24 protein-coding genes and 1 pseudogene are annotated in these 25,394 nt (G+C 42.3%); 16 read left to right on the top strand and 9 right to left on the bottom strand.

Annotation, left to right across the window (positions count from 1 at the left end; translation table 11 throughout):
* Nucleotides 1-75: 75 nt before the first annotated feature.
* Both CRG89_RS04055 and CRG89_RS04050 read left to right on the top strand, forming a co-directional pair.
* Nucleotides 76-2,985, top strand: coding sequence for an FAD-binding and (Fe-S)-binding domain-containing protein (locus CRG89_RS04055; protein ID WP_103287050.1), 2,910 nt, complete (start codon nt 76-78; stop codon nt 2,983-2,985).
* Between the two features lie 39 nt (nt 2,986-3,024).
* Nucleotides 3,025-3,987, top strand: a complete 963-nt coding sequence (locus tag CRG89_RS04050) for an NAD(P)-dependent oxidoreductase (protein WP_103287049.1) — start codon at nt 3,025-3,027, stop codon at nt 3,985-3,987.
* A gap of 107 nt (nt 3,988-4,094) precedes the next feature.
* Here CRG89_RS04050 and CRG89_RS04045 read toward each other — a convergent pair whose 3' ends face one another.
* The gene (locus tag CRG89_RS04045) at nt 4,095-4,418 is read right to left on the bottom strand and encodes a hypothetical protein (protein ID WP_197706568.1); all 324 of its coding nucleotides are present in this window, start codon (nt 4,416-4,418) and stop codon (nt 4,095-4,097) included.
* 99 nt (nt 4,419-4,517) lie between these two features.
* On the opposite strand from CRG89_RS04045, the gene CRG89_RS04040 reads away from it, so the two are divergent.
* From CRG89_RS04040 to CRG89_RS04025, 4 genes are read left to right on the top strand one after another with little or no spacing between them, the layout of a single operon-like run.
* Nucleotides 4,518-4,742, top strand: coding sequence for a hypothetical protein (locus CRG89_RS04040; protein WP_103287048.1), 225 nt, complete (start codon nt 4,518-4,520; stop codon nt 4,740-4,742).
* A gap of 26 nt (nt 4,743-4,768) precedes the next feature.
* Nucleotides 4,769-5,200, top strand: coding sequence for a type II toxin-antitoxin system RatA family toxin (locus CRG89_RS04035; protein WP_103287047.1), 432 nt, complete (start codon nt 4,769-4,771; stop codon nt 5,198-5,200).
* A gap of 59 nt (nt 5,201-5,259) precedes the next feature.
* Entirely contained in the window at nt 5,260-6,525 is a 1,266-nt protein-coding gene (locus tag CRG89_RS04030; protein WP_217349421.1) for a glycosyltransferase family 2 protein, read from the top strand.
* 48 nt (nt 6,526-6,573) lie between these two features.
* Complete coding sequence (locus CRG89_RS04025; RefSeq protein ID WP_197706570.1) at nt 6,574-7,764, top strand: S1C family serine protease; 1,191 nt, start codon at nt 6,574-6,576, stop codon at nt 7,762-7,764.
* A gap of 101 nt (nt 7,765-7,865) precedes the next feature.
* On the opposite strand, the gene CRG89_RS04020 is transcribed toward CRG89_RS04025, so the two are convergent.
* Nucleotides 7,866-8,762, bottom strand: a complete 897-nt coding sequence (locus CRG89_RS04020; protein ID WP_103287046.1) for an SDR family NAD(P)-dependent oxidoreductase — start codon at nt 8,760-8,762, stop codon at nt 7,866-7,868.
* 158 nt (nt 8,763-8,920) lie between these two features.
* On the opposite strand from CRG89_RS04020, the gene CRG89_RS04015 reads away from it, so the two are divergent.
* The 3 genes and pseudogenes from CRG89_RS04015 to CRG89_RS04005 all read left to right on the top strand — a co-directional run bounded on the left by CRG89_RS04015 (nt 8,921) and on the right by CRG89_RS04005 (nt 10,407).
* Nucleotides 8,921-9,487, top strand: a complete 567-nt coding sequence (locus CRG89_RS04015; protein ID WP_103287045.1) for a hypothetical protein — start codon at nt 8,921-8,923, stop codon at nt 9,485-9,487.
* 63 nt (nt 9,488-9,550) lie between these two features.
* Nucleotides 9,551-9,978: pseudogene (locus CRG89_RS09150) on the top strand (translation initiation factor IF-5A).
* A 72-nt stretch (nt 9,979-10,050) separates the two neighbouring features.
* The gene (locus tag CRG89_RS04005; RefSeq protein WP_148695206.1) at nt 10,051-10,407 is read left to right on the top strand and encodes a hypothetical protein; all 357 of its coding nucleotides are present in this window, start codon (nt 10,051-10,053) and stop codon (nt 10,405-10,407) included.
* 89 nt (nt 10,408-10,496) lie between these two features.
* Here the strand turns inward: CRG89_RS04005 and CRG89_RS04000 are convergent, their stop codons facing one another.
* Nucleotides 10,497-10,820, bottom strand: a complete 324-nt coding sequence (locus tag CRG89_RS04000) for a hypothetical protein (RefSeq protein ID WP_103287043.1) — start codon at nt 10,818-10,820, stop codon at nt 10,497-10,499.
* A 193-nt stretch (nt 10,821-11,013) separates the two neighbouring features.
* Here CRG89_RS04000 and CRG89_RS03995 point away from each other — a divergent pair, with 193 nt between their 5' ends.
* Both CRG89_RS03995 and CRG89_RS03990 read left to right on the top strand, forming a co-directional pair.
* Nucleotides 11,014-11,691, top strand: coding sequence for a hypothetical protein (locus CRG89_RS03995; protein WP_103287042.1), 678 nt, complete (start codon nt 11,014-11,016; stop codon nt 11,689-11,691).
* Between the two features lie 28 nt (nt 11,692-11,719).
* Nucleotides 11,720-13,165 (top strand): menaquinone biosynthesis decarboxylase, encoded by a 1,446-nt coding sequence (locus tag CRG89_RS03990; RefSeq protein ID WP_103287041.1) that lies wholly within the window; start codon nt 11,720-11,722, stop codon nt 13,163-13,165.
* A gap of 61 nt (nt 13,166-13,226) precedes the next feature.
* Here CRG89_RS03990 and mqnC read toward each other — a convergent pair whose 3' ends face one another.
* Nucleotides 13,227-14,351 carry a cyclic dehypoxanthinyl futalosine synthase gene (mqnC, locus tag CRG89_RS03985; RefSeq protein ID WP_103287910.1) on the bottom strand — a complete coding sequence of 375 codons (1,125 nt, stop codon included), beginning with the start codon at nt 14,349-14,351 and terminating at the stop codon, nt 13,227-13,229.
* Nucleotides 14,352-14,464: 113 nt separating this feature from the next.
* On the opposite strand from mqnC, the gene CRG89_RS03980 reads away from it, so the two are divergent.
* Nucleotides 14,465-15,562, top strand: coding sequence for a radical SAM protein (locus tag CRG89_RS03980; protein WP_103287909.1), 1,098 nt, complete (start codon nt 14,465-14,467; stop codon nt 15,560-15,562).
* A 54-nt stretch (nt 15,563-15,616) separates the two neighbouring features.
* On the top strand, nt 15,617-16,114 hold the full coding sequence (locus CRG89_RS03975) for a phosphoribosyltransferase (protein WP_103287040.1): 498 nt from the start codon (nt 15,617-15,619) through the stop codon (nt 16,112-16,114).
* Nucleotides 16,115-16,163: 49 nt separating this feature from the next.
* On the opposite strand, the gene CRG89_RS03970 is transcribed toward CRG89_RS03975, so the two are convergent.
* From CRG89_RS03970 to CRG89_RS03960, 3 genes are all read right to left on the bottom strand, one after another.
* On the bottom strand, nt 16,164-16,373 hold the full coding sequence (locus CRG89_RS03970) for a hypothetical protein (RefSeq protein WP_148695207.1): 210 nt from the start codon (nt 16,371-16,373) through the stop codon (nt 16,164-16,166).
* A 75-nt stretch (nt 16,374-16,448) separates the two neighbouring features.
* The gene (locus tag CRG89_RS03965; RefSeq protein WP_103287038.1) at nt 16,449-16,682 is read right to left on the bottom strand and encodes a hypothetical protein; all 234 of its coding nucleotides are present in this window, start codon (nt 16,680-16,682) and stop codon (nt 16,449-16,451) included.
* Between the two features lie 515 nt (nt 16,683-17,197).
* Nucleotides 17,198-18,043 carry a menaquinone biosynthesis family protein gene (locus CRG89_RS03960; RefSeq protein ID WP_103287037.1) on the bottom strand — a complete coding sequence of 282 codons (846 nt, stop codon included), beginning with the start codon at nt 18,041-18,043 and terminating at the stop codon, nt 17,198-17,200.
* Nucleotides 18,044-18,106: 63 nt separating this feature from the next.
* Between CRG89_RS03960 and ileS the strand changes: the two genes are divergently transcribed.
* On the top strand, nt 18,107-21,403 hold the full coding sequence (gene ileS, locus CRG89_RS03955) for an isoleucine--tRNA ligase (RefSeq protein WP_103287036.1): 3,297 nt from the start codon (nt 18,107-18,109) through the stop codon (nt 21,401-21,403).
* 141 nt (nt 21,404-21,544) lie between these two features.
* On the opposite strand, the gene CRG89_RS03950 is transcribed toward ileS, so the two are convergent.
* On the bottom strand, nt 21,545-22,294 hold the full coding sequence (locus CRG89_RS03950) for a metallophosphoesterase family protein (protein ID WP_103287035.1): 750 nt from the start codon (nt 22,292-22,294) through the stop codon (nt 21,545-21,547).
* Between the two features lie 88 nt (nt 22,295-22,382).
* Here CRG89_RS03950 and CRG89_RS03945 point away from each other — a divergent pair, with 88 nt between their 5' ends.
* Nucleotides 22,383-23,834 carry a TldD/PmbA family protein gene (locus tag CRG89_RS03945; RefSeq protein WP_103287908.1) on the top strand — a complete coding sequence of 484 codons (1,452 nt, stop codon included), beginning with the start codon at nt 22,383-22,385 and terminating at the stop codon, nt 23,832-23,834.
* Nucleotides 23,835-23,843: 9 nt separating this feature from the next.
* On the top strand, nt 23,844-24,431 hold the full coding sequence (locus tag CRG89_RS03940) for a uracil-DNA glycosylase (RefSeq protein WP_103287034.1): 588 nt from the start codon (nt 23,844-23,846) through the stop codon (nt 24,429-24,431).
* A gap of 59 nt (nt 24,432-24,490) precedes the next feature.
* On the opposite strand, the gene CRG89_RS03935 is transcribed toward CRG89_RS03940, so the two are convergent.
* On the bottom strand, nt 24,491-25,318 hold the full coding sequence (locus CRG89_RS03935; RefSeq protein WP_148695208.1) for a hypothetical protein: 828 nt from the start codon (nt 25,316-25,318) through the stop codon (nt 24,491-24,493).
* Between the last annotated feature and the right edge of the window lie 76 nt (nt 25,319-25,394).

Below are 25,394 nucleotides of genomic sequence, written 5' to 3'. Positions count from 1 at the left end.
CCTGTAGCCTTCTAATTACATTAAAGCCTTTCCTTATATATCAATCTATAAATCTCATCGTGAGGGAATGGTAGTATGCATGAGCAACTCGTAGATGAGTTAAGGGCAAGCATAAAGGGCAGGGTACTTACTGGCATGCTTGATAGGTACATGTATGCAAGTGATGCAAGTGCATATGAGATGCTTCCTCTCTGCATAGTCATTGCTAGGGATGTGCAGGATGTTGTGAGCACTGTGAAGGTTGCATATAAGCATGGGATACCAGTTACAGCAAGGGGAGGAGGCAGTGGGCTTGCTGGTCAAGCCATAGGCTCTGGCATAATAATAGACCTTACCCATATGAACAGGTTACTTGCTCTAAATCTAGAGGATGGGTATGTTACTGTTGAAGCAGGGATGTACAAAGGTGTACTCGATAGGGAGTTGAAGAGGCATGGCAAGTTCATACCAGTAGACCCTTCAAGTTCAGATTACTGTACCATAGGTGGTATGATAGCAAACAATGCATCTGGTGCACATACTGTCAAGTATGGAAGCATGATAGATTACGTTGAGGAGCTTGATGTTGTACTTGCAGATGGTAGCATCATACATGCTAGGAAGGTTGATCTAAACTATGATGATGATAGCGTTGAGGCAAGGTTGGCAAGGGAGTTATACAGCATACTTGCCCCCAAGATGGGTGTGATAAGGGAGGGGTTCCCTAAGGTAAGCAAGAACTCCTCAGGCTATAGGATCGATAGGGTTCTGCTGAATGAACATACTGTAGATCTTGCAAAGTTATTCGTTGGATCAGAAGGTACCCTTGGGATAGTTGTTAGAGCATCTCTAAGGATCATCGATATACCAAGGTTCAGGGCATTGGCATTACTTGCCTTTGATGATACATACAATGCTGCACTGTACGTTAGGGATATAATGGCAAGGCTAAGGGCAGCAACTGTAGAACTCCTAGATAGAACAGTAATTGATATTGCAAGGAGTATAGATAGCAACTTTGGTTATGGCTACAAAGATTATGAGTGCATACTATTCGTTGAGTTAGATGGCAATAGCATAGATGATGTTAGATCCATGATGGATAAACTGATAAGCATATCAAGCAATGCAAAGGGTCTCAAGCATATAACATGCTCATACGATGAGGATGAGATCTCAAGGTTATGGGAGGTTAGGAAGAGAGCATTAGCGTACACGATGAAGGTTAGGGCAGGTAAGAGCAAGCCTATAGCATTCATAGAGGATCCAGTTGTACAGGTTGATAAGCTCCCTGATCTTGTTGATGCGCTCAGGAGGATCTATAGGATGTATGGTGTACAATACACACTGTATGGACATGCTGGTGATGGGAACCTCCATACTAGACCCATTCTGGATCTAAGCAGCGATGATGGTCTTAGGGTGATGAAGGCTCTAGCATATGAGGTCTTCAACGTAGTAAAGAAGATGAAAGGAAGCATATCTGCAGAGCATGGGGATGGTCTTGCAAGATCTGAGTTTGTAAGGATGCTCTATGGGGATGAGATATACTCACTCTTCGTTAAGATAAAGCAGATCTTAGACCCAAAGAATATAATGAATCCTGAGAAGAAGGTTACCAACCATAGAGATCTTTTAGTTAAGAACCTACGCTATAGCAAGGGTGTAAGTAGAGATGATGATAATAATACTATGCTTGTATGGGGTTCTAAGAGTAGTGCTATAGCAAGGAGGATAACAGGGTATGAGGATGAGTTAGCATATGTTGATGAGGTTGGTCTATGCCATGGATGTGGAATGTGTAGAGAGTTGAACTACAAGGTAAGAATGTGTCCAGTATACAAAGGTTTGCAAGATGAGGTAGCATCCTGCAGGGGAAGGAACAACGTACTTAGATGGTTACTCAACATTGCCCATACAGTTGAGAAGCAAGAGCAAGATGCTCTGATGGGTAGCAAGGAGTATGAGGAGTTGATATACAAGTACTGTATACAGTGCAAGATGTGCCTCATCGACTGCCCATCGAATGTAAATGTTGGGAAGATAATGGCAGAGGCTAGGGCCAGATATGCAAAGATTAATGGGCTACCTAAAGGTTATGCATACTTTGCTGAGATAGATAGGTATGCTAAACTTGCATGTAGGTACTCATGGCTATCAAACATGCTTATCAACAGCAGGTTATTCAGGATTGCACTTGAGCATCTAGCAGGTATAGATGCTAGGAAGAGGATACCAAGGTTCAGCAGCAAGATGTTTGATGATCTCTTCCATGAGTATAGGCAACCAGCACTAGATAAGAGTGTAGCATTCTTTGCAGATACATACATAAGGTACATAGACCCCATGCTTGGGCTCAAGATTGTAAGGATACTAAACATCAATGGTTACAGAGTAGAGTTCCCAGAGCAGCTCTCATCTGGCCTACCAGCAATACTTGAAGGTGCTGTAGATAAAGCAAGGAGGATCGTTGAGTTCAACACTTCTAGCCTCTACCCATACGCATCCAAAGGTATACCAATAGTAACATTCTCCCCAAGTGCATCTCTAGCATTGAGGATGGAGTATCTTAACGTGCTTGATGATCATAGGAGTAGAGCAGTTGCAGAGCATGTGCAGGATGTGCATGAGTTACTCTACAACCTTAAGAGTAGAGCAGAGCTTGTAGAGTTCAAGCCAGTTGATGAGGATATACTTGTACATATGCACTGCCATACCATAGTTCAGGGTTACGATAGGCATCTTATATCACTTCTAAAGAGCATACCATCATTAAGGTTCAGCATACTGGAGAAGGGGTGCTGTGGTGTTGGAGGGTCATACTCATTCATAAAGGATAACTATGCTCTCTCAATGCAGATAGGTAGAGAACTCTTCGATGCTGTAAAGGCTAGTGAGAAGAGGGTCTACACAACTGGTGAGTCGTGCAGATTGCAGATAGAGGAAGGTTCTGGAAGGGACGTTGGGTTAACTATTGATCTCATCGCTAAAGCATACAACATTTAAGGATTAAATTAAATTATTCCATCCATTCATAAATCTGAGATGAGCAAGGATGTAAGGATAGGTCTTATAGGTACTGGGATGATGGGGAGTGCAATAGCAAGGAGGCTTCTAGCATCTGGCTATATGCTTACAGTCTACAACAGGAGTAGATGGAAGGCTGAGGCATTGAAGGGTTATGGTGCTATGGTAGCAGAGACACCAATGGATGTTGCAAAGCAGGTAGACTTGCTGATAACAGTTGTTAAGGATGAGCATGCATTGGAGGATGTGCTATTTGCAAGCAATGGTGTAGTATATGCAAAACATTACAGGGAAGGGGCCAAGAAGGGTTCTGATGGTAGTGGTGGTAGTAGTAGTAGTGGTGATGAATGGCTAACCCTTGCTGATGTGAGCACTATAAACCCATTTGCATCAAAGGCTATAGCATCAAGGCTCAATGAGCATGGCATAATAATGCTTGATACCCCTGTAATGGGAGGACCTCAACTTGCTGAACAGGGTAACCTTGTGATGATGGTTGGAGGGAGCAGGGGGTATTTTGAGAGGTTCATAGATGTGTTCAATAGGATTGCAGGAAGGATATTCTACATAGGGGGCAATGGGTCTGCACACACAATGAAGTTGGCATTAAACCTTCAGATAGCAATGATAGCAGCAGCACTATCTGAAGGGATACTCCTAGTTGAGCGTTCAGGGCTTGATCCAATGCTCTTCCTTGAGATACTCAACTCAACATACTTCAAGACTGGCATGAGTGAGCGCAAAGGGCCAAGGATGGTTAAGGGAGAGTATGAGAAGTCCTTTGCTCTAGAGATGATGCTTAAGGATGTAAAGACCATAAATGATGCTGCTAGAGCACTTAACATATCTCTACCAATGGCATCCATGCTTGAACAGTGCTATAGATTAGCAAGCAAGACAGAGTTGGCAGACAAGGATTATACAGCATTGCTTGAGTTCTTGAGGATTGTAAATAGAGATAGGGTGATGAAACAATCTTGATGATCTTGCTTCTTTCTACTTCAATCCCTGTACGATCCATCCATAAATAACTCATCAATTTATTAATATATCAACCCATTCATCTGTTCATATATCCCACGGTATAATCATCTTACCTTACTTCCTGCAGGTACATCCCCATCAACGGTTAGCCAATATGGCTTACCATCAACATCAGCAGCAAGGAGCATCCCATGGGATCTTACTCCTGCTATATTCTTTGGCTCAAGGTTTGCTAGAACTACAACCTTCCTACCAACCATCTCCTCTGGCTTGTAGTACTCAGCCCCTCCAACTATAAGCTCCCTCTTCTCACCACCAATATCTACAAGGGCCTTCATTATCTTGCTCTTCCCTGCTATACTCTCAGCCTTAAGCACTACACCAACCCTTATATCCAGCCTCTTGAACTCATCGTAACTTATGCTCATCAGATAAGGCATTGAAGGATCTACATATATATCATGATGATTTGTATGTAATGGATCTTACAGAATACCGTTCATAGCAATGTGCTGGATAATGAAATCATGCATAACAGCAAGAGGATAGATCTTAGGTACCTTAAGGATCTAAGGTGCGTTGACTGTGAATCGTATAGAGGTTACATGAGCTTCTATGCTGTATTCTGGAATAGCCTGATGATAAAGGAGCCTATACCACTCTGCTCAAAGTGTGCAAGGGAGTTCATCAAGTTCGTTGATAAGAACAGCAATGGGAAGTATAAGGTACTTGATATAGGCATGATAAATTAAAAAGGGTCCCATACAATACTCAAGGCATGGGTATAAGGCTTGAGGTGAGCAGGGTAGTAGATGCTCCAATAGAGAGGGTGTGGAAGATAGTTAGTGATGTAGATAATGAGCACAAGTACTGGCATGGTACAAAGAGCATAAACAACATAAGCAGAGAGGGCAATAGGATAACCAGGGAGGTTACAATAGCATTCAGGAACTCCATATGCAGGGAAGAGGTAAGTATAGAGCCAGAGTTGAAGAAGATAGATATCAACATATTGGATGGGCCAATGGTAGGGCATAAGATAGTAACGCTAACAGATCTTAATGGCAAGACAAGGATAGATGTGCTCTGGGATATAAGGCTTAAGGGTATGCTCTCAATGTTCTCATCCATGGTTAAGGGGCATATAGAGGAGGGTACAAGGGATGCGCTTGAGAGGATAAGCAATGATGCATGCAGTAATGCAGGTTAACTACTCATTGCCTATACACCGCTCTAATATTAGGAGTACAGATTACAGATGGTTTATAGATGTATGTATTTATTGTGTTGCAGTATGGATTAAATGGTGGTGCTAGTAGCATGATGGTAGTTACAGCATCAGATGCATTCAACGCTATCCTCCTTGCAATAATCCTTGGTGTTCTTGGAACATGGCTCTATCTACTAACATACACAATAAGATCATACAAGTATGCACCAAGGCTCTACGATGGTAATGGATCAGTGATTGAAGAGCCTAGGGTTGATATCATAGTACCAGCAAGAAATGAGGAGAGGTTCATAGCAAGATGCCTTGATTCACTGCTTAAGCAGAGGTACAGTAGGTTTAGGATAATAGCAGTGGATGATTCAAGCACAGATGGTACAGCAAGGATAATGGAGGAGTTTGCTGGAAGAGATAGTAGAGTGCTCTTCATTCATGCTGGTGAGAAGCCAGATGGATGGGTAGGCAAGAACTGGGCATGCTACCAAGCATATCTAAGGTCTGATGCAGAGTTGCTGCTCTTCACAGATGCAGATAGCGTACATGATGAGATGCTCCTCCCTCTAGCAGTTAAGAGGCTCCTCAAGGATGGGCTAGATGCACTAACCCTTGTACCTAGGCTAGAGTGTATAGATACATGGACCAAGGCTACTCTACCATTGCTACTTGTATTCCTGCACAGCAGATACTCCCCATTGAGGGTTAACAGCAACAAGCATGATACAGGTTACTTCTTTGGTAGTTACTACATTATTAGGCGTGAGGTGTATGAGGCTGTAGGTACCCATAAAGGAGTAAGGAATGAGATAATAGAGGATGGTGCATTGGGAGCAAGGGTTAAGAAGCAAGGCTTCAGGATGAGGATGTTCCTTGCTGATGATCTCTTCTCTGCAGTATGGGCTAGGGATCTAAATACGCTAATAAATGGCCTATCAAGGCTGATAGTACCAATATACCATGTCAGTAAGGCTAAAGCATTTGGCGTATTCCTAATAACATTCTTCCTCTTCCTCTACCCATTCCTACTAGCATCGTACTCTCTTCTCCAACCGTTAAGCCTAAACCTAGACCTAGGCACAAGTCTTGCAGTTACAAGCATGGCTACATGCATAACCATAGCAGTAACATCGCTCATTCACTCAATCAAGGGGCTAGGTATAAACCCTCTCTATGCATTTGCATCACCTCTAGGCTCACTGCTCATACCGCTTGGGTTCCTTGTAGGGATTAGGAAGAGCAGGCATGGTGTTGTATGGAGGGGTAGAAGCTATACACACAGCATATACAGGGCAGATGGATTTAAGATCTGATGATAGATGCAAAGGTAAAAGCATTAATTAGAGCATACAGCAATAAGAATGATGAGAGTATCCCTCATCGCTATAATAGTTGTTGGTGTTGTTGTAGCATCGTTACTAGCCTACTATAACTACAACATCAATCTCTTCAACCCACCACAAGTATCATCCCCTCCACAGGGAGTACAGGAAGGTAACCATGTTAATGCACAACCAGGAGGTGTACAGGAAAGTTCACAAGAACAGGAGCAGGAGCAGAGGCATGTAGGTAGAACACTAACACTAACAGAACTCTTCAAGTACGCTGAGCAGAGTGTAGTGCAGATATCTGTACAGAAGGGTAGTGCTAGGGGAATAGGCTCTGGCTTCATATACGATGTGCAAGGGCATATAGTTACAAACTATCATGTTGTTGAGAATGCTAGTAGGGTGAACGTAACGTTCCTTGATGGTACTGAGTATAGGGCGAGGGTTGTTGGTGTAGATCCATACACAGATATTGCTGTTATCAAGGTTGATGATGTAAACAGGGATAAGTTAAGACCACTACCATTAGGAGACTCATCTAAGCTTGAGGTTGGGGAGCAGGTAGCAGCTATAGGTAACCCATTTGGGCTCAGTGGCTCAATGACCTCTGGCATAGTGAGCCAGTTGGGTAGGATGCTTGAGACAGCAAATGGGTTCAACATACCAGATGTTATACAGACAGATGCTGCAATAAACCCAGGTAACTCTGGGGGTCCATTGCTTAACATGTATGGTGAGGTTGTAGGTGTTAACACAGCCATAGCATCAAGGACTGGAGAGTTCGCTGGCATAGGGTTTGCAATACCATCAAATACGGTTAAGAGGATAGTCCCAGTGCTGATAGAGGAGGGTAAGTATAGGCATCCATGGCTTGGAGTATCAGGAAGGGATGTGAATGCAGAGATTGCAGAGATCCTAGGCTTGAAGGAGGCTAGAGGCTTCCTTGTTATAGATGTTGTTGCTAACAGTGCAGCAGAGAAGGCTGGTATAAAGGGAGGTAGCAGGATAGTTACACTTAGCGATGGCTCAAGGATAAAGGTTGGAGGAGATGTTATAATAGCTATAGATGGTAACCCTGTTAGGAAGATAAACGATATACTGGTTTATCTGCAAAGAACAAAGTCAGTTGGTGACCAGATCACACTAACTGTGATAAGGGATGGGAATGTGATTGATGTGAGAGCAACACTACTTGAGAGGCCTAACCCGTTGGAGTCGCCATAGATAGATGCTAAATACATGCTACAGTTGGTGATTATACTTCTCCATTACCCTCATCTAATCATACAATGCATAATAACGCCTCTTCTCTACGCTCTTCCATGCTAAGCCAAGCCCACATCCCTCATTACAAGTTCCTCGAACTCATCCTCACTCATCCTCCTCTTTGCCTCAAACATAACATATGCATGATCCCCAACTATGTACCTCATCCTTGGTCTTACACCTTTGTAGCAGTTGTTTATTATCTTGATTATGGTATCTGCAACCTCATCAGCGTTAAGTCCATGCTCTATGAGATGGGTCAAGCCTCTATGCACGCTGTTGAGCATATCTGAGCATCTCCTTGGTAGCCTTAGAATATGCTTATCGCTCTTAACTGCTCCAGGCTCTACAAGCACCACATCTATCCCATACTGCATTAGTTCATACCTAAGGCACTCACTTAACCCTTCTAATGCAAACATACTGCTAGCAAATGCAGTTATTGCAGGGAACCCCATCATCCCTGCTAGGGAAGTTACGTTGATTATCACACCTCTACCCTGCTCTTTCATAACTGGCACAACTGCCTTGATGAGTCCTGCAGTATGGAATAGATTTGCGTTTAACTGCTCTACAAGTTCCTCAACAGTGATATCCTCAATTGTACCCAACTGGGCATATGCTGGTAGGTTTATTAAAGCATCTATACTATCAACCTCCTCTAATATAGTGCTTATACACTCCTCTACCCCATCAACACCACCCTTGCACTTACCAACCATCCTTACGCTAGAGGTTGTTGATTCTTCACCAATACCAAGAGCATAAGTTATGAAACCCATGCTTGTAAGTCTTGATGATAATGCTAATCCTATCCCATTGGTTATGTTGTTTATCAGCACAACCTTGCATACTTCATCCTCCTTCCTTTCACCTCCATCCTTCTTCTTCATCATCATCATATCATTACTACTACTGCTATCATCATTATTACTACTAGCCTCACCCAAGCCCATACCATCAGTTACTCATCTCTCTTCATGATATTATCTTTTACCATAATCTATATACTCAGCATATAAACGTGTTTTATCCACATCACCTTTTTAACTTATTTATATTTTATATCCGCATAAAGTGTTAGGTATTGATAGATATAGTCTGCGTACCTTACATGCATGATGAGGGTAGCAAGAGGCTCAAGGTCTACTGGAGGGACTCATCCAACATAATCGATCTATACTTTGCTACTGTAACCATGTCCAATGAGTTTAGATCATACCTCACCGAGTATGTGAACCACTACCTCATTGCAACTTATAATGATAGGGAGGAGGTGGTTGAGGATATCTATACATATATACCATCAAGCATATCCATACTCTTCTCAAATAGGCTTGAACTACTTGATAGACCAAGGATATCAAGGCTTAACTTTGTATCTGTCAATGTTCTGAAGCGTGGATATGGCAGGGTTGAGGTGAAGGATCTGGAGAGTGTATTTCAGCGAAAGCAGTGGAGGATAAAGACAGCAAACCTTGCAAGGATGCAACTCATCCCAGAGAGAATGCTCAAATTTGCATATCCTTATGCTGATAATATACTGCTCTTGCAGTTGGATAGTGATGAGAGCCATATAAGTGAGCAGAGGTACTGTGAGAAGGTAAGGTTGGATGTGATAAGGAGAGGTATATATGTTGAGCATCTCATGAGCCTATCAGTACTTGAGCAGTTGAAGTAAGTAGATAGGTTATCTCAATACTATATGCAAATTATTAAATAACTCCTGCATATGCAATATGGTATGAGCAAGCCGGTTGATCTAGGTAGTGTGAAGGAAGGCTCATACATAATAATAGATGGAGAACCCTGTAAGATAGTCTCATACGAGAAGAGCAAGCCTGGTATGCAACCTTGCATGGTGTAAGGTTGCCCAGATAGCATGGCTCAGCGAAGGCTAGGGTAGTAGCCATAGGCCTATTCGATGGTGTGAAGCGTAGCATAGTATCTCCAGTTGATGCAAATATAGATGTACCAATAATAGAGAAGAGGAATGGACAGATAATATCGATAAATAATAACATGCTCCAACTCATGGATCTAGAGACCTTCGAGGTATTTGAGACAGATTCTATAGAGGAGGATGCAAAGGCAAAGATTAAGCAGGGAGCACAGGTTGAGTACTGGAGAGTGCTAGGAAGGAATAGGGTTATGAGGGTTAAGGAGCAGTGATGTAAGAGAGGTTATAGATAGGCAGAGAGATAGAGATAGATAATAGAAACTAAAATTTTTAATTAAGAGGATTTGATGATGGAGGATATGTGTATAGATGATGTTGCATTTGCATGTGCAATAGATGGCTCTCCTCCATACTTCACATACGAAGGCAGTACTATGCTGATAATAAACTCAGAGATGCATGCAAGGCATGGCATGAGTGGGTTCAAGGGGATAGAGCGCTACATCGAGGCTATAATATCGCATGAGAGCATACATGCAGTTATAAAGAGGATAGAGCCTAGCATAGATCCTGATACTGTAGATGATATAGAGGTTATAGTCAGTAGGGGCATGATGAGGTTTCAGGTAACGCTCAACAACATGGCCTTTGCAGTAGATAACTCAGGATTGGTACTCCCAGATCAGTGGGTTGATTGTTAGATCATCAAATAAAATGAGTCCAAGGTGTGATATGTATTCTTCTCCTCATACCATCATAGACTGCTAGTGCTATATTTTATATCCATCAATCATCTCCTCTCCATAGCATTCCTGTATATCTCCACTATAGCAGCATGACCCTTTGTATGTATGCTGTGTAGTTGATCCAGTAGATACTTCTCAGCCTCCTCAATACTCTCTATTGGACCCTTCCTTGCTAGGGATAGTGCTAGTATGTAGAGTGCTGATGATGCAATCCTTGGGAAATCACTATCCCTAAGGTTGTTACCTTCTATGTATCTTCCTATTGCAGTCAATACTAGATCATATATCTGGTTCTTCAACTCCTCTGGATACTTACCCTCGAACTCCTCGAATGCTGTAGCCTCCATATCCTCGCTCGAGCTCAACATACTAATTATTACTTATAACATATTATTAACCTTTTGTATTTGATAATTGACTACTAATATTTTGATAATACTACGATAGAAATCCTATTACATTAGAATATTTTAACTTAATATATTTACAGATGCTAACTGGTTACCAACTATATGAGAGGTATGGAAAGGGTTGTATTATACTTCAATTGATAGTCTATAGATGCAGATACGGATAAGGAGTATGACAATAGCATTAGAACTATTCTTCAGGGAGGCTATACTTGCTGATACTGACAGCTTCATAAGGGCTATGATGAGCAATGGGTTCTCACTCATGAGTGCAGAGCAGGCTGTTGTTACTAGGGGCAACTTCACCACAAGACCATCAAGATTCACAAGGATGAAGGGGAAGGGTATGAACATTGCTGCAATAGCAATAAGGGAGGAGCAGGTTAGCAACTTCATTGCGCATATAAACCTGATAAGGATGGTTATACGTGATGAGATGCATAAGAGTATAGATGATGAGTTGTATGCATGCTCTCTGCTAACCAATGCATGGATAAGAGGAGGTGTGCAAGCAAGTAAAGTAGTGAGCAGTATAAGTGCTAGGAGTATAGTTGCTCTGAAGGAGTTCAATGGCTTCATAGCGCATAGGAATCCATTCGGCAAGATAGAACTTGTATCGCTTCCAAGACAGGATGATAAAGATGAGGAGGATGAGTGGAGTAAGATAGAGTTGGATTACACTGATGAGGATGAGTACCTATTATCAGTGCATAACTACACCAACAGTCTAGCAAGGGTGTTAGAGCATCTGAATGGGTTGAGTGTGTATATAACATCGTGCATAAAGGCTGTTGAAGATGCTGCACTAGGTAGAGTAACAAGTAAATAAATGATGGAGTATAGAGCAATAGAGTGCAATGCCATTTGAGAACCTAAGGGAGTATATGGATGCTCTGGATGCTGCAGGTATGCTGAAGAGGGTTAAGACAAAGGTTAGTGTTGATCTTGAGATGGCTGAGATACTGAGGAGGGTGATGTATGCAAGGGGACCAGCACTGCTCTTTGAGGATGTTGATAACTATAGCATGAGGGTTCTAGGCAATGCATTTGGTAGCATTGAGAGGATGAAGCTAGCATTACAGATGGAGGAGTTTGAGGAGATAGGTGAGAAGATAACATCTCTTGCAAGGATGGAGATGCCCTCAAGTCTGTTAGGGAAGATAAGGATGCTCCCCAAGCTCTCTGATATTGCAGATACAGCACCAAAGATCGTTGGCAAGGGTCCAGTAAATGAGGTTTATGAGGGCGAGGATTATGCATCACTTCTATCATTACCAGCATTGAAGTGCTGGCCAAAGGATGCTGGAAGGTTCATAACATTTGGGCTAGTATTAACAAAGAACCCAGAGACTGGTATTAGGAACCTAGGAGTGTACAGGATGCAGATACTGGATGATAAGCATGCTATAATGCACTGGCAGATACACAAGAGGGGAGCACAGCACTACCTCATGAACAAGGAGAAGGGGAAGGGTATAGAGGTTGCTGTTATAATAGGCGCAGATCCAGCAACAGTATTCTCTGCAGTAGCCCCAGTACCTGAAGGGCTTGATAAATACCTCTTTGCTGGTATAGTAAGGAGTAAGGGGTTAAGGCTAGTCAAGTGCAATAGCATAGATCTTGAGGTTCCAGCAGAGGCTGAGATAGTGCTTGAAGGATATGTTGATCCAAACGATTTAAGGCTTGAGGGTCCGTTTGGTGATCATGTAGGCTACTACAGTGAGCAGGAACCATATCCAGTCTTTAACCTTAAAGGTATTATGCGTAGAGATGATCCAATATACCTTACAACTGTTGTAGGTAAGCCAGTGTTGGAGGATGCTTACATAGGCTATGTTATAGAGAGAGCCTTCCTCCCATTGATAAGGATGTTCCATCCAGAGGTTGTGGACTTTGCAATGCCAGCAGCAGGATGGTTTCAAGGCTTGGCCATAGTGTCTATAAGGAAGAGGTACCCTGCTCAGGCAAAGAAGGTGATGCTTGGACTATGGGGTCTAGGGCAACTAGCACTAACGAAGATGATAATAGTTGTAGATGATGATGTTGATGTACATAACATGGATGAGGTTATATGGGCTGTAACTGCAAGATGCAATCCTGCTAGAGATATACTTGTGCTGGATAACATGCCCACAGATACGCTAGATCCTGCAGCAAGCAGCCCTAACATAGGCTCAAAGATAGGGATAGATGCAACAAGCAAGTGGAAGGAGGAAGGGGCATACTACACTCCTGAACTTGCAGAAGTTGATGAGCAAACGAAGGCACTTGTAGATAGAAGGTGGAGTGAGTACTTTAGATGATGGTTACTAACTAATTGTTGGTTAATCGATTGATCGATCAGTCAATCAATCAATCAATCAATCAATCAAAGTATCTAACTATATTGTACATATTATCTCTCTCTACCGCTCTCATACCTACCTGCATTATTGCATTGACTATCCTCTCCTGTGTAAGTGTTGTTGCTCTTGCCCCAGTTGCAGATACAACCTCCTCTCCATGGAGTGTCCCTCCAAAGTCATCTGCACCATAGTGAAGTGCTAGTTGAGCCATTCCTATTCCATTTGTAAGCCAGGATGACTGTATATGATCTATAAGCCCGTAAAGCATTATCCTTGATATTGAAATCATCTTTAGCAACTCCATGCCTCCAGATGAGTACTTTACAAGACCTTCCCTCTTCAACTCTGTGTTGTTTGGCTCGAAGTTCCATGGTATGAATGCTATGAACCCATGGGTCCTCTTCTGCAAATCTATTATCCTCATCAACGATCTTGCCCTATGCTCTATACTCTCAACATGACCATACATCATGGTTGCTGATGTCTTTATACCTAGCATATGTGCCTCTTCCATTATCCTTAACCACTCATCACTCCTTATCTTCAATGGGCTTATCACTCTCTTAACCTCATCATCAAGTATCTCTGCACCCCCTCCAGGTATAGAGTCTAGACCAGCATCCTTTAACCTTGAGAGTATTTCTTTAGTGCTTGATCTCTCAACCTTTGCTATCATATCCAACTCTGAAGGGGAGAGTGCATGTATTGCAACATCAGGGAACCTTGCCTTTATTGCTTTAAAGATGGACTCATAGTATTCTATCCCAAGATCAGGGTTATGCCCTCCCTGCATAAGAACCTGCTTTATATTGAAGAGTTCCTTTGCAATACCAACCCTCCTTATGCACTCATCTATGCTTACTGTGTAACCCTCAGAATGCCTTGGAGGTCTGTAGAATGCACAGAACTTACAGTATGTTATGCATACATTTGTGTAGTTAAGGATGAGGTTGTTTATGAAGGATACAGTCTTGCCATAGAGCCTCTCCTTGAGGATGTTTGCTACCTTGCCTATTAGGTTAACATCCCTTGATCTCATCAGCCTTACACACTCATCATAGTCAAGATGCTCATCCCTCTTGCTATCCAACGCCTTGATTAGTATATCCTCAACATCACTCTTAAGTGATAGAGTATTGCTCATACATACTACACCTCTATACGCTAGCACAAAATCATGGTATTTATCCTTTGACATAGGATAGGCACTAACCCATGCTACCTTATCTTATTATAGTGGAGAGCATCAAGGCTATTATGATGAGCATAAGCATGTATGCTAGTAGGGCTTTGGAGCGTGCACTCAATGGAGAGGAGTTATCATTTAACGATGGGCTTGAGTTGATGGAGTATGATGATATCCATACCCTTGGGATGGTTGCAGATATAGTTAGGAGTAGATTGAAGGGTGATACAGTTACATTTACCTGCTCATACTACATAAACTATACCAATGTATGCGCTGCCTCATGCCCTCTATGTGCATTCTACAGGAAGGATGGTGATGATGATGCATACACTCTAAGCGTGGAGGATATGGTTAAGAGAGCAGGAGAGGGTGTGATGATGGGTGCAAATGAACTGCATATAGTTGGAGGATTCCATCCAAGGCTTGGGCTTGAGTACTATGAGCAGATGATCAAAGCAATAAAGTCAAGGTTCAAAGGTGTTACTGTAAAAGCACTAACCCCAGCAGAGGTATTCTTCATAGCACGGGTTACACGCAACAGTGTAAAGGAAGTGCTATCAAGGCTAAAGGATGCTGGTCTTGATGCTCTAGCAGGAGGGGGAGCAGAGATATTCCACAAGGAGGTTAGGGATAAGATAGTTGTTGGCAAATGCTCTGGCGATGAATGGTTGCAGGTTGCTGAAGAAGCACATAGGCTTGGGATAAAGAGCAATTGTACAATGCTCTATGGGCATGTAGAGAGAAGTGAGCATATCATAGACCATCTCATCAGGCTAAGGGATCTGCAGAAGAGGACCAATGGGTTCTTAACATTCATACCACTGAAGTTCAGTCCAGAGAATACCGAACTCCACCAGAAGGGTCTTGTAAGGGAGCAGTGCTCATCGCTCTACGATCTAAGGATAATCGCAGTATCTAGGCTTATGCTTGCCAATGCAATAAACAACATCTCAGTCTACTGGCTTGCATTGGGTAAGAAACTTGCTCAGGTAGGGTTGTGCTATGGCGGTAACGATCTGGTTGGTACTGCATTCGCTGAGGAGATATACAAGGCTACTGGCATAAGTAATGCAACGAGCATAGAGGAGTTGGCAAGTATGGTTAGGGAGATAGGTAGAGTACCAGCGCTTAGGGATACCTTCCATAACGTGATAAGATACATCTGAGCCTTCTATATAGCATATTGAAGATATATAGCATATTGAAGAGTTGCGATTAAAATGAGATTACTCAAGAGATACATAGACTGGGATGAGGTGAACAGGTTATGCTCACTCATAGCAGATAAGATAAGGGATGATGGTGTAAACATAGGATGCATACTGGCAGTTGCTAGAGGAGGTATAGTTCCTGCTATGATTATAGCAAAGATGCTCTCAGTAGATGATATTGATTTGATTAGGGCAAGACATTATCAGGGTATGAGGATGGATGAGGATGTTAGCATAGCATTCATAACACCTCTTCAAGATATGCAGGACAAGATAGATAGATGTAGAAGGGAGGGAAGGATTATGCTTGTTGTTGATGATATAGCAGATACAGGACTCACAATCAAGACTGTTACTGAGGCTCTTAATGGTAAGGGGGGTAAGAGCAATGATACTATCATAGCAGTTACGCTATACATGAAGCCTAGAAGTGTATTCAAGCCAGATTACTATGCTGAGCTATGCAGGGATGATGAGTGGATAGTATTCCCTTGGGAGCAAACTTGATGCTACCATTGCTGTACTACCATTATACTGATGCTCTTCAGCAGTTGGGTTAAACCTCTACAGTATCCCTATCTTGTGGGTCTAACCTCTTCCAGAGCAGATCCTTTGCCTTCTCCCTTAACTCACTACTAGCATTCTCATCCTTCATGAGGTCAAGGAGTTCCTTATTAGATAATCTCTCTAGTTTTGAGAAGGCAGCATCGTAGAGGGTATGCATATCCTTCTTTGCCAGTCTCTTCTGTGCCACGAATAGACTCATATGTAGATTAAGAGCAAAGAACCTTAAATCCTTTATCCTATTTATTATCTATACCCATGGTACTTCATAATTAGATCAGAGTGCTCTACCCTTTCCAGGACCATAGGGACTTCTCCTCCTCTTCAACCCAAAGCTTACAAGAACCATGAGTGTGCCTATACCTGCAATAAGCGTTCCAATCTGTACCAACCCTCTAGCAGTGTTGAACTCCTCCAATGGCCCAGATCTAACTACGTTACCAAAGAATACACCTACTACTACACCAACCGCAATCAGCACTGCCCCAATTACTAGTATCCTTAGATCCATGTATCAAATAACCACTTATACTCTAATAACCTTTTTTATACATGCGTAGATGCTGTACAAATAGAGATCTATGCTATGCTAGTCTGGTCTTATAAAGTATGTGGATGGGCCTATAAGCAGATAAGCAGTACCCATCCTGCTAACTCAAGAAGGTCTCATCAGACCAAGGATAGGTCATGTATACTGTTTTAAATAAGATTAATTAAGGATGGGAAGAGTTGTATATGGTCTGCAAAGGTGTAATAGGTTCTGATGAATTACTGTAATTGGCTAGAGGCATTATGGCAGAGGGGTTGTTTGAACACCTTCCTCTTCAACTCACCTGAGTCATATATAAGATCATCTCTACACTTGTATTTGATAACTGTATTTAGGCTGCTTAATGCTGTATGCGTTGCAGTTGCATCTGCTTCATTGTTATAGATATAACATTCTATACTTCATCTGTAACTACATTATGGATGATGTTTATTAACAATCTCTGTCCTTCTCATCTACTACTACTGCTGCTATTATTAGACTAGGATGATCTTAGGCTCGTTTATGATACCTCTGCTTGATGCTAGGGAGTAGAGTCTCTTCAAAGCATTGTAGCCTACCTCATCCATATCCATGGCAAGGTCATTAACATACATCCTAACGAACCTTGCTATTGTACCTCTATCCTTGCCCCTTGAATAGCGCATAGCATAATCAACTGCATCATCAAAATGCTCATATGCATATGCTATTGATTGTTTGAGCAAGATGCTTATCTTAGAGGAGATCTCACCAAGGGAGAGACTAGCAACATCTATACCCAATGGTAATGGCAGACCATTGCTTACTTTACTCCACCATTCTCCAAGATCAAGCAACTTATGTAGCCCTTGCCTGTATGCTATCTGTGCTTCATGTATAAGCAAACCAGCATCAACCTTGCTTGAGAGTACAGCATCCTCTATCTCATCGAACCTCATCTCCACAATCTTAGCAGCAACATCCATATCCTTCTGCAGGTAATCTCTTAATGCCATCTCAAGCAGGAGGTATGCTGTGGTCAACTTGCCTGGCACTGCTATCCTCATGTATGCTAACTCATCAATGCTACTTATAGCATGCCTTGCAACCAGTATTGGTCCATAGGATAGGCCAAAGCTTGCACCACTCCTAAGTATGGCATAACCTTTAGTATATGCATATGCATGTGCTGATATTGCAGTAACATCCAACTCATTCCTCAAGGCCATCCTGTTAAGCCTCTCTATATCCTCTACAACATGCTCAACCTCAACCCCTTCAATGGTAACCTTGCCCTCTGCTATTGCGTAGAACATGAATGCATCATCCGCATCTGGTGTATGCCCTATCCTAACCCTCATGCATATACTTCAACATACAAGTATTAATTTTTATAACCTCACAGTAACCTATCTCTGGTGTTGATGATGTTTGAACTTAAGAGGTTTGAGCCAAAGTCGATGGAGATGAGTGTTAGGGAGTACTATAAAAGCATAAACCTAAAAGGCATGATTGATGGTATGCTAAAGGATGCTAATAGGGAGGTTATAGGGTTCGTTGAAGGTCCTCCAACCATGAATGGTGAGCCCCACCTAGGTCATCTTAGGGGCAGGGTTATCAAGGATCTATGGTATAGGTTTAACACGATGAAGGGCTTCAAGGTGGTATTCAGGGCAGGTTGGGATACTCAAGGTCTTCCAGTTGAGTTGCAGGCTGAGAAGGAACTTGGGCTTACAGGAAGCAAGCTTGAGAACCTAAAGAGCATAGGTATGGAGAGGCTAGTTGAGGAGTGTAAGAGGTTAGTTCATAAGTACAATGGGAAGTGGGTAGAGGCTGATATGCTACTTGGTATGAGCATGGACTATGAGCATGCATACTGGACATACAAGGATGAGTATATAGAGAGGGAGTGGAGGTATCTCAAGAGGGCATGGGAGCAGGGCATACTTGCTGAAGGTTACAGGGTAGTAGCATACTGCCCAAGTTGCCAGACATCTCTAAGCCATGCTGAAGTATCACAAGGGTATGAGATGGTTGAAGATCCCTCACTATACTACAAGGTTAGGATGCTTGATGGTAAAGAGCAGGGTAAGGATACATACATAGTGGTATGGACAACCATGCCATTCACTGTTGTTACAGATGAGATGGTTGGTGTTAACCCAGATGCAGATTATGCGTATGTGAATGTAAGGGTTGGTAGTAAGGATGATGATAATAATGATGATGGCTACGATGGTAAGGATGAGATATGGATAGTTGGGAGTGATAGACTTGCTAGCCTCATGGATGAGTTTGGCATAGATTCCTATTCAATAGTGAGGGTAGTAAAGGGTTACGAGTTGGAGGGTAAGAGGTATGAGCATCCCTTACTAGATCTCATCCCTGGACTCAAGGCTATAGCAGATAGAGTGCATATGGTTGTTGCTGAGGATTTCGTTGCTACAGATACTGGCTCTGGTATAGTGCATCTATCCCCAGCTAACGGTGAGGAGGACTTTGAGGTAGCAAGTAAGAGGATGCTTCCAATCTTTAACCCAATAGATGATGCTGCAGTATTCACTCAAGAGGCAGGTATCTTTGCTGGTTTATTTGTTAGGGATGCAGATGCAAAGGTTGTAGAACTCCTCAAGGAGAAAGGCTCGCTCATCAAGATAGGTAAGATAAGGCATGAGTACCCAACATGCTGGAGGTCCCATCATAAACTTGTATGGATTGCAAGGAGGGAGTACTTCTACCTCATAGATAGGATAGCAGATAAGGCATTAAAGGCTGCTGAGAGTGTTGAGTACTTCTATCAAGAGCCTAGGAATAGATTCCTTGCAATAATAGGCGAGAGGAAGCCATGGTGTATATCAAGGGAGAGGGTATGGGGTACACCATTACCCATATGGGTATGCTCAAACCCAGCATGCAAAGCAAAGATACCATTGTTCAGCAGGGATGAGATAGTAAAGAATGCTCTAGAGTTACCAGATGGGCAGTTCTTTGAACTCCATAGACCATGGATAGATAGAGTAGTTGTAAGATGCAGCAAGTGCAACTCAAAGGCATACAGGGAGCCATTCGTGCTTGATACATGGCATAACAGTGGTGCAGCACCATACGCATCCATGAGTGATGAGGAGTATGAGAGGTTCATACCAGTACCATTCCTTACCGAAGGGATAGATCAGACTAGAGGCTGGGCATACACACTATTAATGGAGAATGTTATAATGAAGGGCAAGGATGAATCGCCATTCAAGGCATTCCTCTTCCAAGGACATATAGTTGATGAGCATGGTAACAAGATGAGTAAGAGTTTAGGCAATGTTATAGATGCATTAGAGTTGCTCAAGAACAACCCTGTTGATATGGTTAGGTTCTACTTCATTTGGAAGGCAAGTCCAATAGATGCTTTAAGCTTCAGCATTGATGAGATGAAGAGGAGGGTGTATCAGGTTCTAAGCACGTTATATAACTTGCACATATACTTTATGCAGAATGCAAGTTACGATGGATATGATCAGCATAAGCATACACTAGAATGGGCTAGAAGCAGTAACCTGTTGAGGGTAAGTGAACTATGGCTCCTATCAAGGCTACAGGCACTAATAGAGAAGGTTACAGAGGGCTATGAGCGATGTAGGTTCCATGAATCTGCTAGAGCAATAGAGAGCTTCATAATAGATGATCTAAGCCAGACATACGTTCCATTCACAAGGTATGAATTATGGGATGATAGCGCTGAAGGGTTAAGCAGGAGGCTTGCAATATACTCTACGCTTGCACATACACTCCTAACAATAGATATACTCATGCACCCAATATGCCCATTCATAACAGAGTATCTCTACCTTGCATGCTTCAAGCGTAAGGAGAGCATCCTTCTAGAAGGATGGGTTAAACCTTCCAAGGAGTTGATAGATGAAGAGGTTGAGAGGTCTTTCTCATTGCTTAATGAGGTTATATCTTTAGCAAATGCTGCTAGGATGAAGGCTATGCTTAAGAGGCGTTGGCCTCTAAGCCATGCGTATGTATGCCTTGCTAGTAGTAGTGATGTTGATGCATTGAGTAGGTTGATGGATATAATGAGGGTTCAGATGAATGTGGAGTGTATCAGGCTGGTTGCGGTAGATGCTCAAGATGGTGTAGAGAGAGTGTTGAGGATGATAGATGCTGGTCTGCCAGTAAAGGCAAGTATCAACCTAAGGCTTAAGAGTATAGCAGGTAAGGCAAAGGCTGATCTACCAAAGGTTGTTGAGAGGTTCTCTACCATGGATAAGGTTGAACTGCTAAGGGAGTTGAGTGCTAATGGTAGGTTCACTATAACGTATGAGGATAAGGCTATAGAAGTTACAAGGGATGATCTTGATATCAACCTTGAACCTATGGAAGGATATACACTAAAGATGGATGAGAAGATGATGGATAGGGTGGTTATGGTTATACTCTCAACAACAAGGGATAGAAGGCTCATTGCAAAGGGTATGATAAGGGATATTGCAAGGAGGCTGCAAGCGTTGAGGAAGGAGAGAGGTTATAATCCAACGGATGTGGTTGAAGTAGCATTCATCTCTGGCTTGGATGATGAGAGTGTGGGGATGGTTAAGGAATTCAAGGATGAACTTGCATATCTGGTTAGAGCAAAGAGGGTTGAGATCACAAGTAAGCATGATGAGGGTATTGATTGGAGAGAGATGGAGATGGATGGTAAGGTTATAAGGCTATACATCTAACTAGCAATATATAAGGAAGGATGATGATAATAATAATAATCCTACTAACTAAATGCATGTGTTTATTATAGCAACTGTGGTGCTTGACTGGTAACTATACTGCACTAATCATACATCCTTCATAATTATTCATTTACTGCATTAGCCTTCCATCACAACCTCTCTAGCCTTTACTATATCCTTGAGGGACATGCTCTCCCCTCCTACAACCTTTAGCGTTATCTCTACCCTATCCCTATGCACATCAATTATATTGTAGCTGTTCTTGAAGAACCCTCTCATACGCTCTGATGATACTGTACCAGCATAGGCTATAATAAGGCTACCAAGTTGCCATATCCATGGCCTATGTTTATGTCCACAGAGTACAAGGTTAACACCAGCCTCCAACGCAGTCTGGAGCACATCTCCAGCATCTAACACTATTATCCTATCGCTCCCAGTATCTGGTATAGGGATGAGGTGATGATGCATAGCAATGATCTTAACCTTCCCATCCTTGCTTGCATCTGTTAGTGTGTTGAATAGCCAGAGGTTCTGTCTGTAGCCTACCTCACCCTCATCTCTATCTGGTCTTGCAGTGCTAAGCGTTGCTATTATACATTGATCATCCTCATAAACCTGCTTTGGAGCAAAGAACCTCTTGAATAGCAGATAACCTGTATTCCTATAATCATGGTTCCCTGCAAGCATTATTATATTCTTACATTTCAACATGTTTACGTATGCTCTAGCCCTCTCATACTCTTGGAGTATACCATTATCTGTTATATCCCCTGTTACAACTACCACATCTGGAGCAAGGCTATTAACCTCATCTATCGCTTGCTCAAGCATATCCCTCCTGAACCCATTGCTCACATGTACATCTGATAACTGAACCAGTAGCATACAACTACTCTACAATCGCTGTATATCTACTTATACCAACAGAAGGGATGATAAGAGGTATAAATAAGATGCATGTATGTGTGATGCTATGAGCATAGATGAGGATCTAGCATCGCTAGCGATAAGACATGCCCTTGCAGTAGGTGCAGAGTATGTAGATGTAAGGTATGAGTATAGAGAGAGTAGATGGTTACTCCTAGAGGATGCTAGGATAGAGCATGTAGCATATAGCACTGATCGTGGTATGGGTATAAGGGTGCTTGTTGATGGTGCATGGGGCTTCTATGCAGTTGCTGAACCATCAAGCAGTGATGAGGTTAAGGAGGGTGTAGAGAATGCATTCAAGCTTGCAAAGGGTTCAAGCACAAGGCTCAAGGATAAGGATAGGGTTAAGCTTGCAGATGTGAAGGCATACACAGATAAGGTTAACATTGGATTCAAGAAGGATACTAGAGAGAGGTTCGATGAACTTGTAAGACTTGCAAGGGATGCAGATCATGCTATGAGAAGTAATGATAAGGAGAAGAGACTTCATAAGACCTCCATATCAGCAGGGTATGATTATGTTGAGAAGCTGTTCATGAGTAGTGATGGCTCTAACATACTCCAAAGGTACATGGATACTGTTATGAACATCTCAGCAACTGCACATGAAGGTAGTCTGAATGAGACAGTATCAAGGACAGATGGAGGGAGAGGTGGTCTTGAGTTGTTAGAGGGTGCAGATATCATTGCAAAAGCATCTAGCATAGCATCTGATGCTATAATGCTCCTAAATGCAAAGCCTGCAAGAGAGGATAAGGCCACACTTATAATGGATCCAGACTTCGTTGCACTGCTAACACATGAGATACTAGGCCATCCATCAGAGGCTGATAGAGTGCTAGGGTATGAGATGGCATGGGCTGGAGGTGCATGGTGGGCAGGGATGCTTGGCAAGAGGATAGGCTCTAGCCTACTCAACGTATCAGATGATCCAACCATAGAGGGTAGCCTTGGTCATTACATGTACGATGATGAGGGTGTTAAAGCAAGAGAGAAGGTTCTGGTAAGAGAGGGTGTGCTTGTAGGGCATATGCAGAGTAGGGAGACAGCATCAATATTCAACGTTGAGCCAAACGCTGGGATGAGGGCAACAGGTTATGAGTTCATGCCTTTGATAAGGATGGCATGCACCTACATAAAGCCCCTAGACTACTCTCTTGAGGAGATGATCAAGGATATTAAGCATGGCTACATCATACATGGACAGAAGGTACCATCAATAGATATGTACAGGTATAATTGGAGCATCTCATGCCAGTATGCAAGGAGGATAGAGGATGGGGAGGTTGTTGAGGGTCCTGAAGGGATGCTCAGGGATGTTATAGTTATGGGCAATGCACCAGAGTTCTTTGCTTCAATAGATGCATGTAGCAAGCAGTATGAGATAAGACCAATACTCAACTGCGGCAAGGGTGATCCTATGCAGACATTGAGAATGGGTAATGGAGGTCCTTACGTTAGAGCAATAGCAACAGTTAAGAGTGTTGCAGTGTAAATAGATGCATTGGATAGCCTGTACGATGCAAGTAATGATAGTATAAGCAAGGTTGTAGAGGAGGTTAAAGCCTGTAGAAGGTGTAGATTAGCAGAGTATAGGAGTAATGCTGTGCCTGGAGAAGGAGCATATAACTCAAAGATCATGTTCATAGGCGAGGCTCCAGGCAGAACTGAGGATACACTTGCAAGACCGTTCGTAGGCTCTGCAGGTAAAGTGCTAGATAATGCACTTGCTAGAGCAGGTATAGATAGGGCTAGTGTGTACATAACCAACATCGTGAAGTGTAGGCCACCAATGAATAGAAGGCCTATGAAGGATGAGATAAACTCATGCATGCCATATCTTATGAGGGAGATCATGCTTGTAAACCCAAAGATAATCTGCCTGCTTGGAAGAACTGCACATGATACACTGCTGAAGGGATCGTTCAGAGAGCATATGAGTAGATATGTGAAGCGTGATGGGAGGCTATTCTTTACAACATACCATCCAGCATATGTTATCTACAACAATAAGCTCAAGGAGATCTTCATAAGGGATATAATAAGTATAAAGAAAATGGTTGATGCTATGAATAATAATGATAATGATTGATTGATAGTTAGTTAGGTAATTATGACTAATATTTATTAATTAGATGCACAAATAATTTGTTATATCTTCATCTTACTACCCATAGGCATTACTCTACTAACTAGTATTGCTGATACAACAACACCAACAAACACAAGCATAAGATTTACAGGGAACTCAGGTATAACTGGTATCACACCATCTACCAGTTCCTTTATCCTATCTGCAGAGCGCTTCTCATCCATAGCCATCTTTACATCGCTAAAGAAGCGTTCTATCACCACGCCTATATCAGAACCAACGTTACCCTTTATCTTGCTTGTAAATACATGCTCTGCTCTAGCAACGAATGCCTGTGCATCCTCATACTCTACTGCACTACTTACTTTACCTTCCTCCTCAACACCCTCTTCATACTCATCCTTAGCATGCTCTAGCAGAGTCTTTGTCACTTCTAACCAGAACTGTACGCTGCCCTTATTCTCATCCCTAATAAGGTTGGATGCATCTTCAAGTAATGCATCTATAGCATCTATCTCTATCCTTAACTCATCATACGATATCGATGGTACCTTGGATGGAAGCTTTACAAGTTTATCCCTCAACTCATTTATCAGTTCAGGATTCTTCTTCTCTATAATTGGTGCTATCTCTGCTAGATACTCTGCTGCAGGATGCCCAGCATGAGCAACGGCCATATCGTTGTTGCCTATACTCTTGTTATTCAAAGCCTGCATGAGATGACCTCTAATCTCTTCTATGCTTGTTATGAGTGTAAGATCCTCATCTATGCTTAGATCTTGAGCATATGCATGGTAAGAGGTAACAGCAGTAGAGCTGACTAATAGCAATCCTACTACTACTGCTATAACCATCACCAATACCAGTTCAAGACCCTTTCTAGCCAATATTAACTCTGCTACTATCAACTATAAAAAGACTATCCTTCTATCTATGAGTAAAGGTAACAAACCCTTATATGCT

It is taken from the genome of Candidatus Nitrosocaldus islandicus (genome assembly GCF_002906215.1).
GTDB lineage: Archaea > Thermoproteota > Nitrososphaeria > Nitrososphaerales > Nitrosocaldaceae > Nitrosocaldus > Nitrosocaldus cavascurensis.
This window is presented reverse-complemented; position numbering and strand designations above follow the sequence as displayed.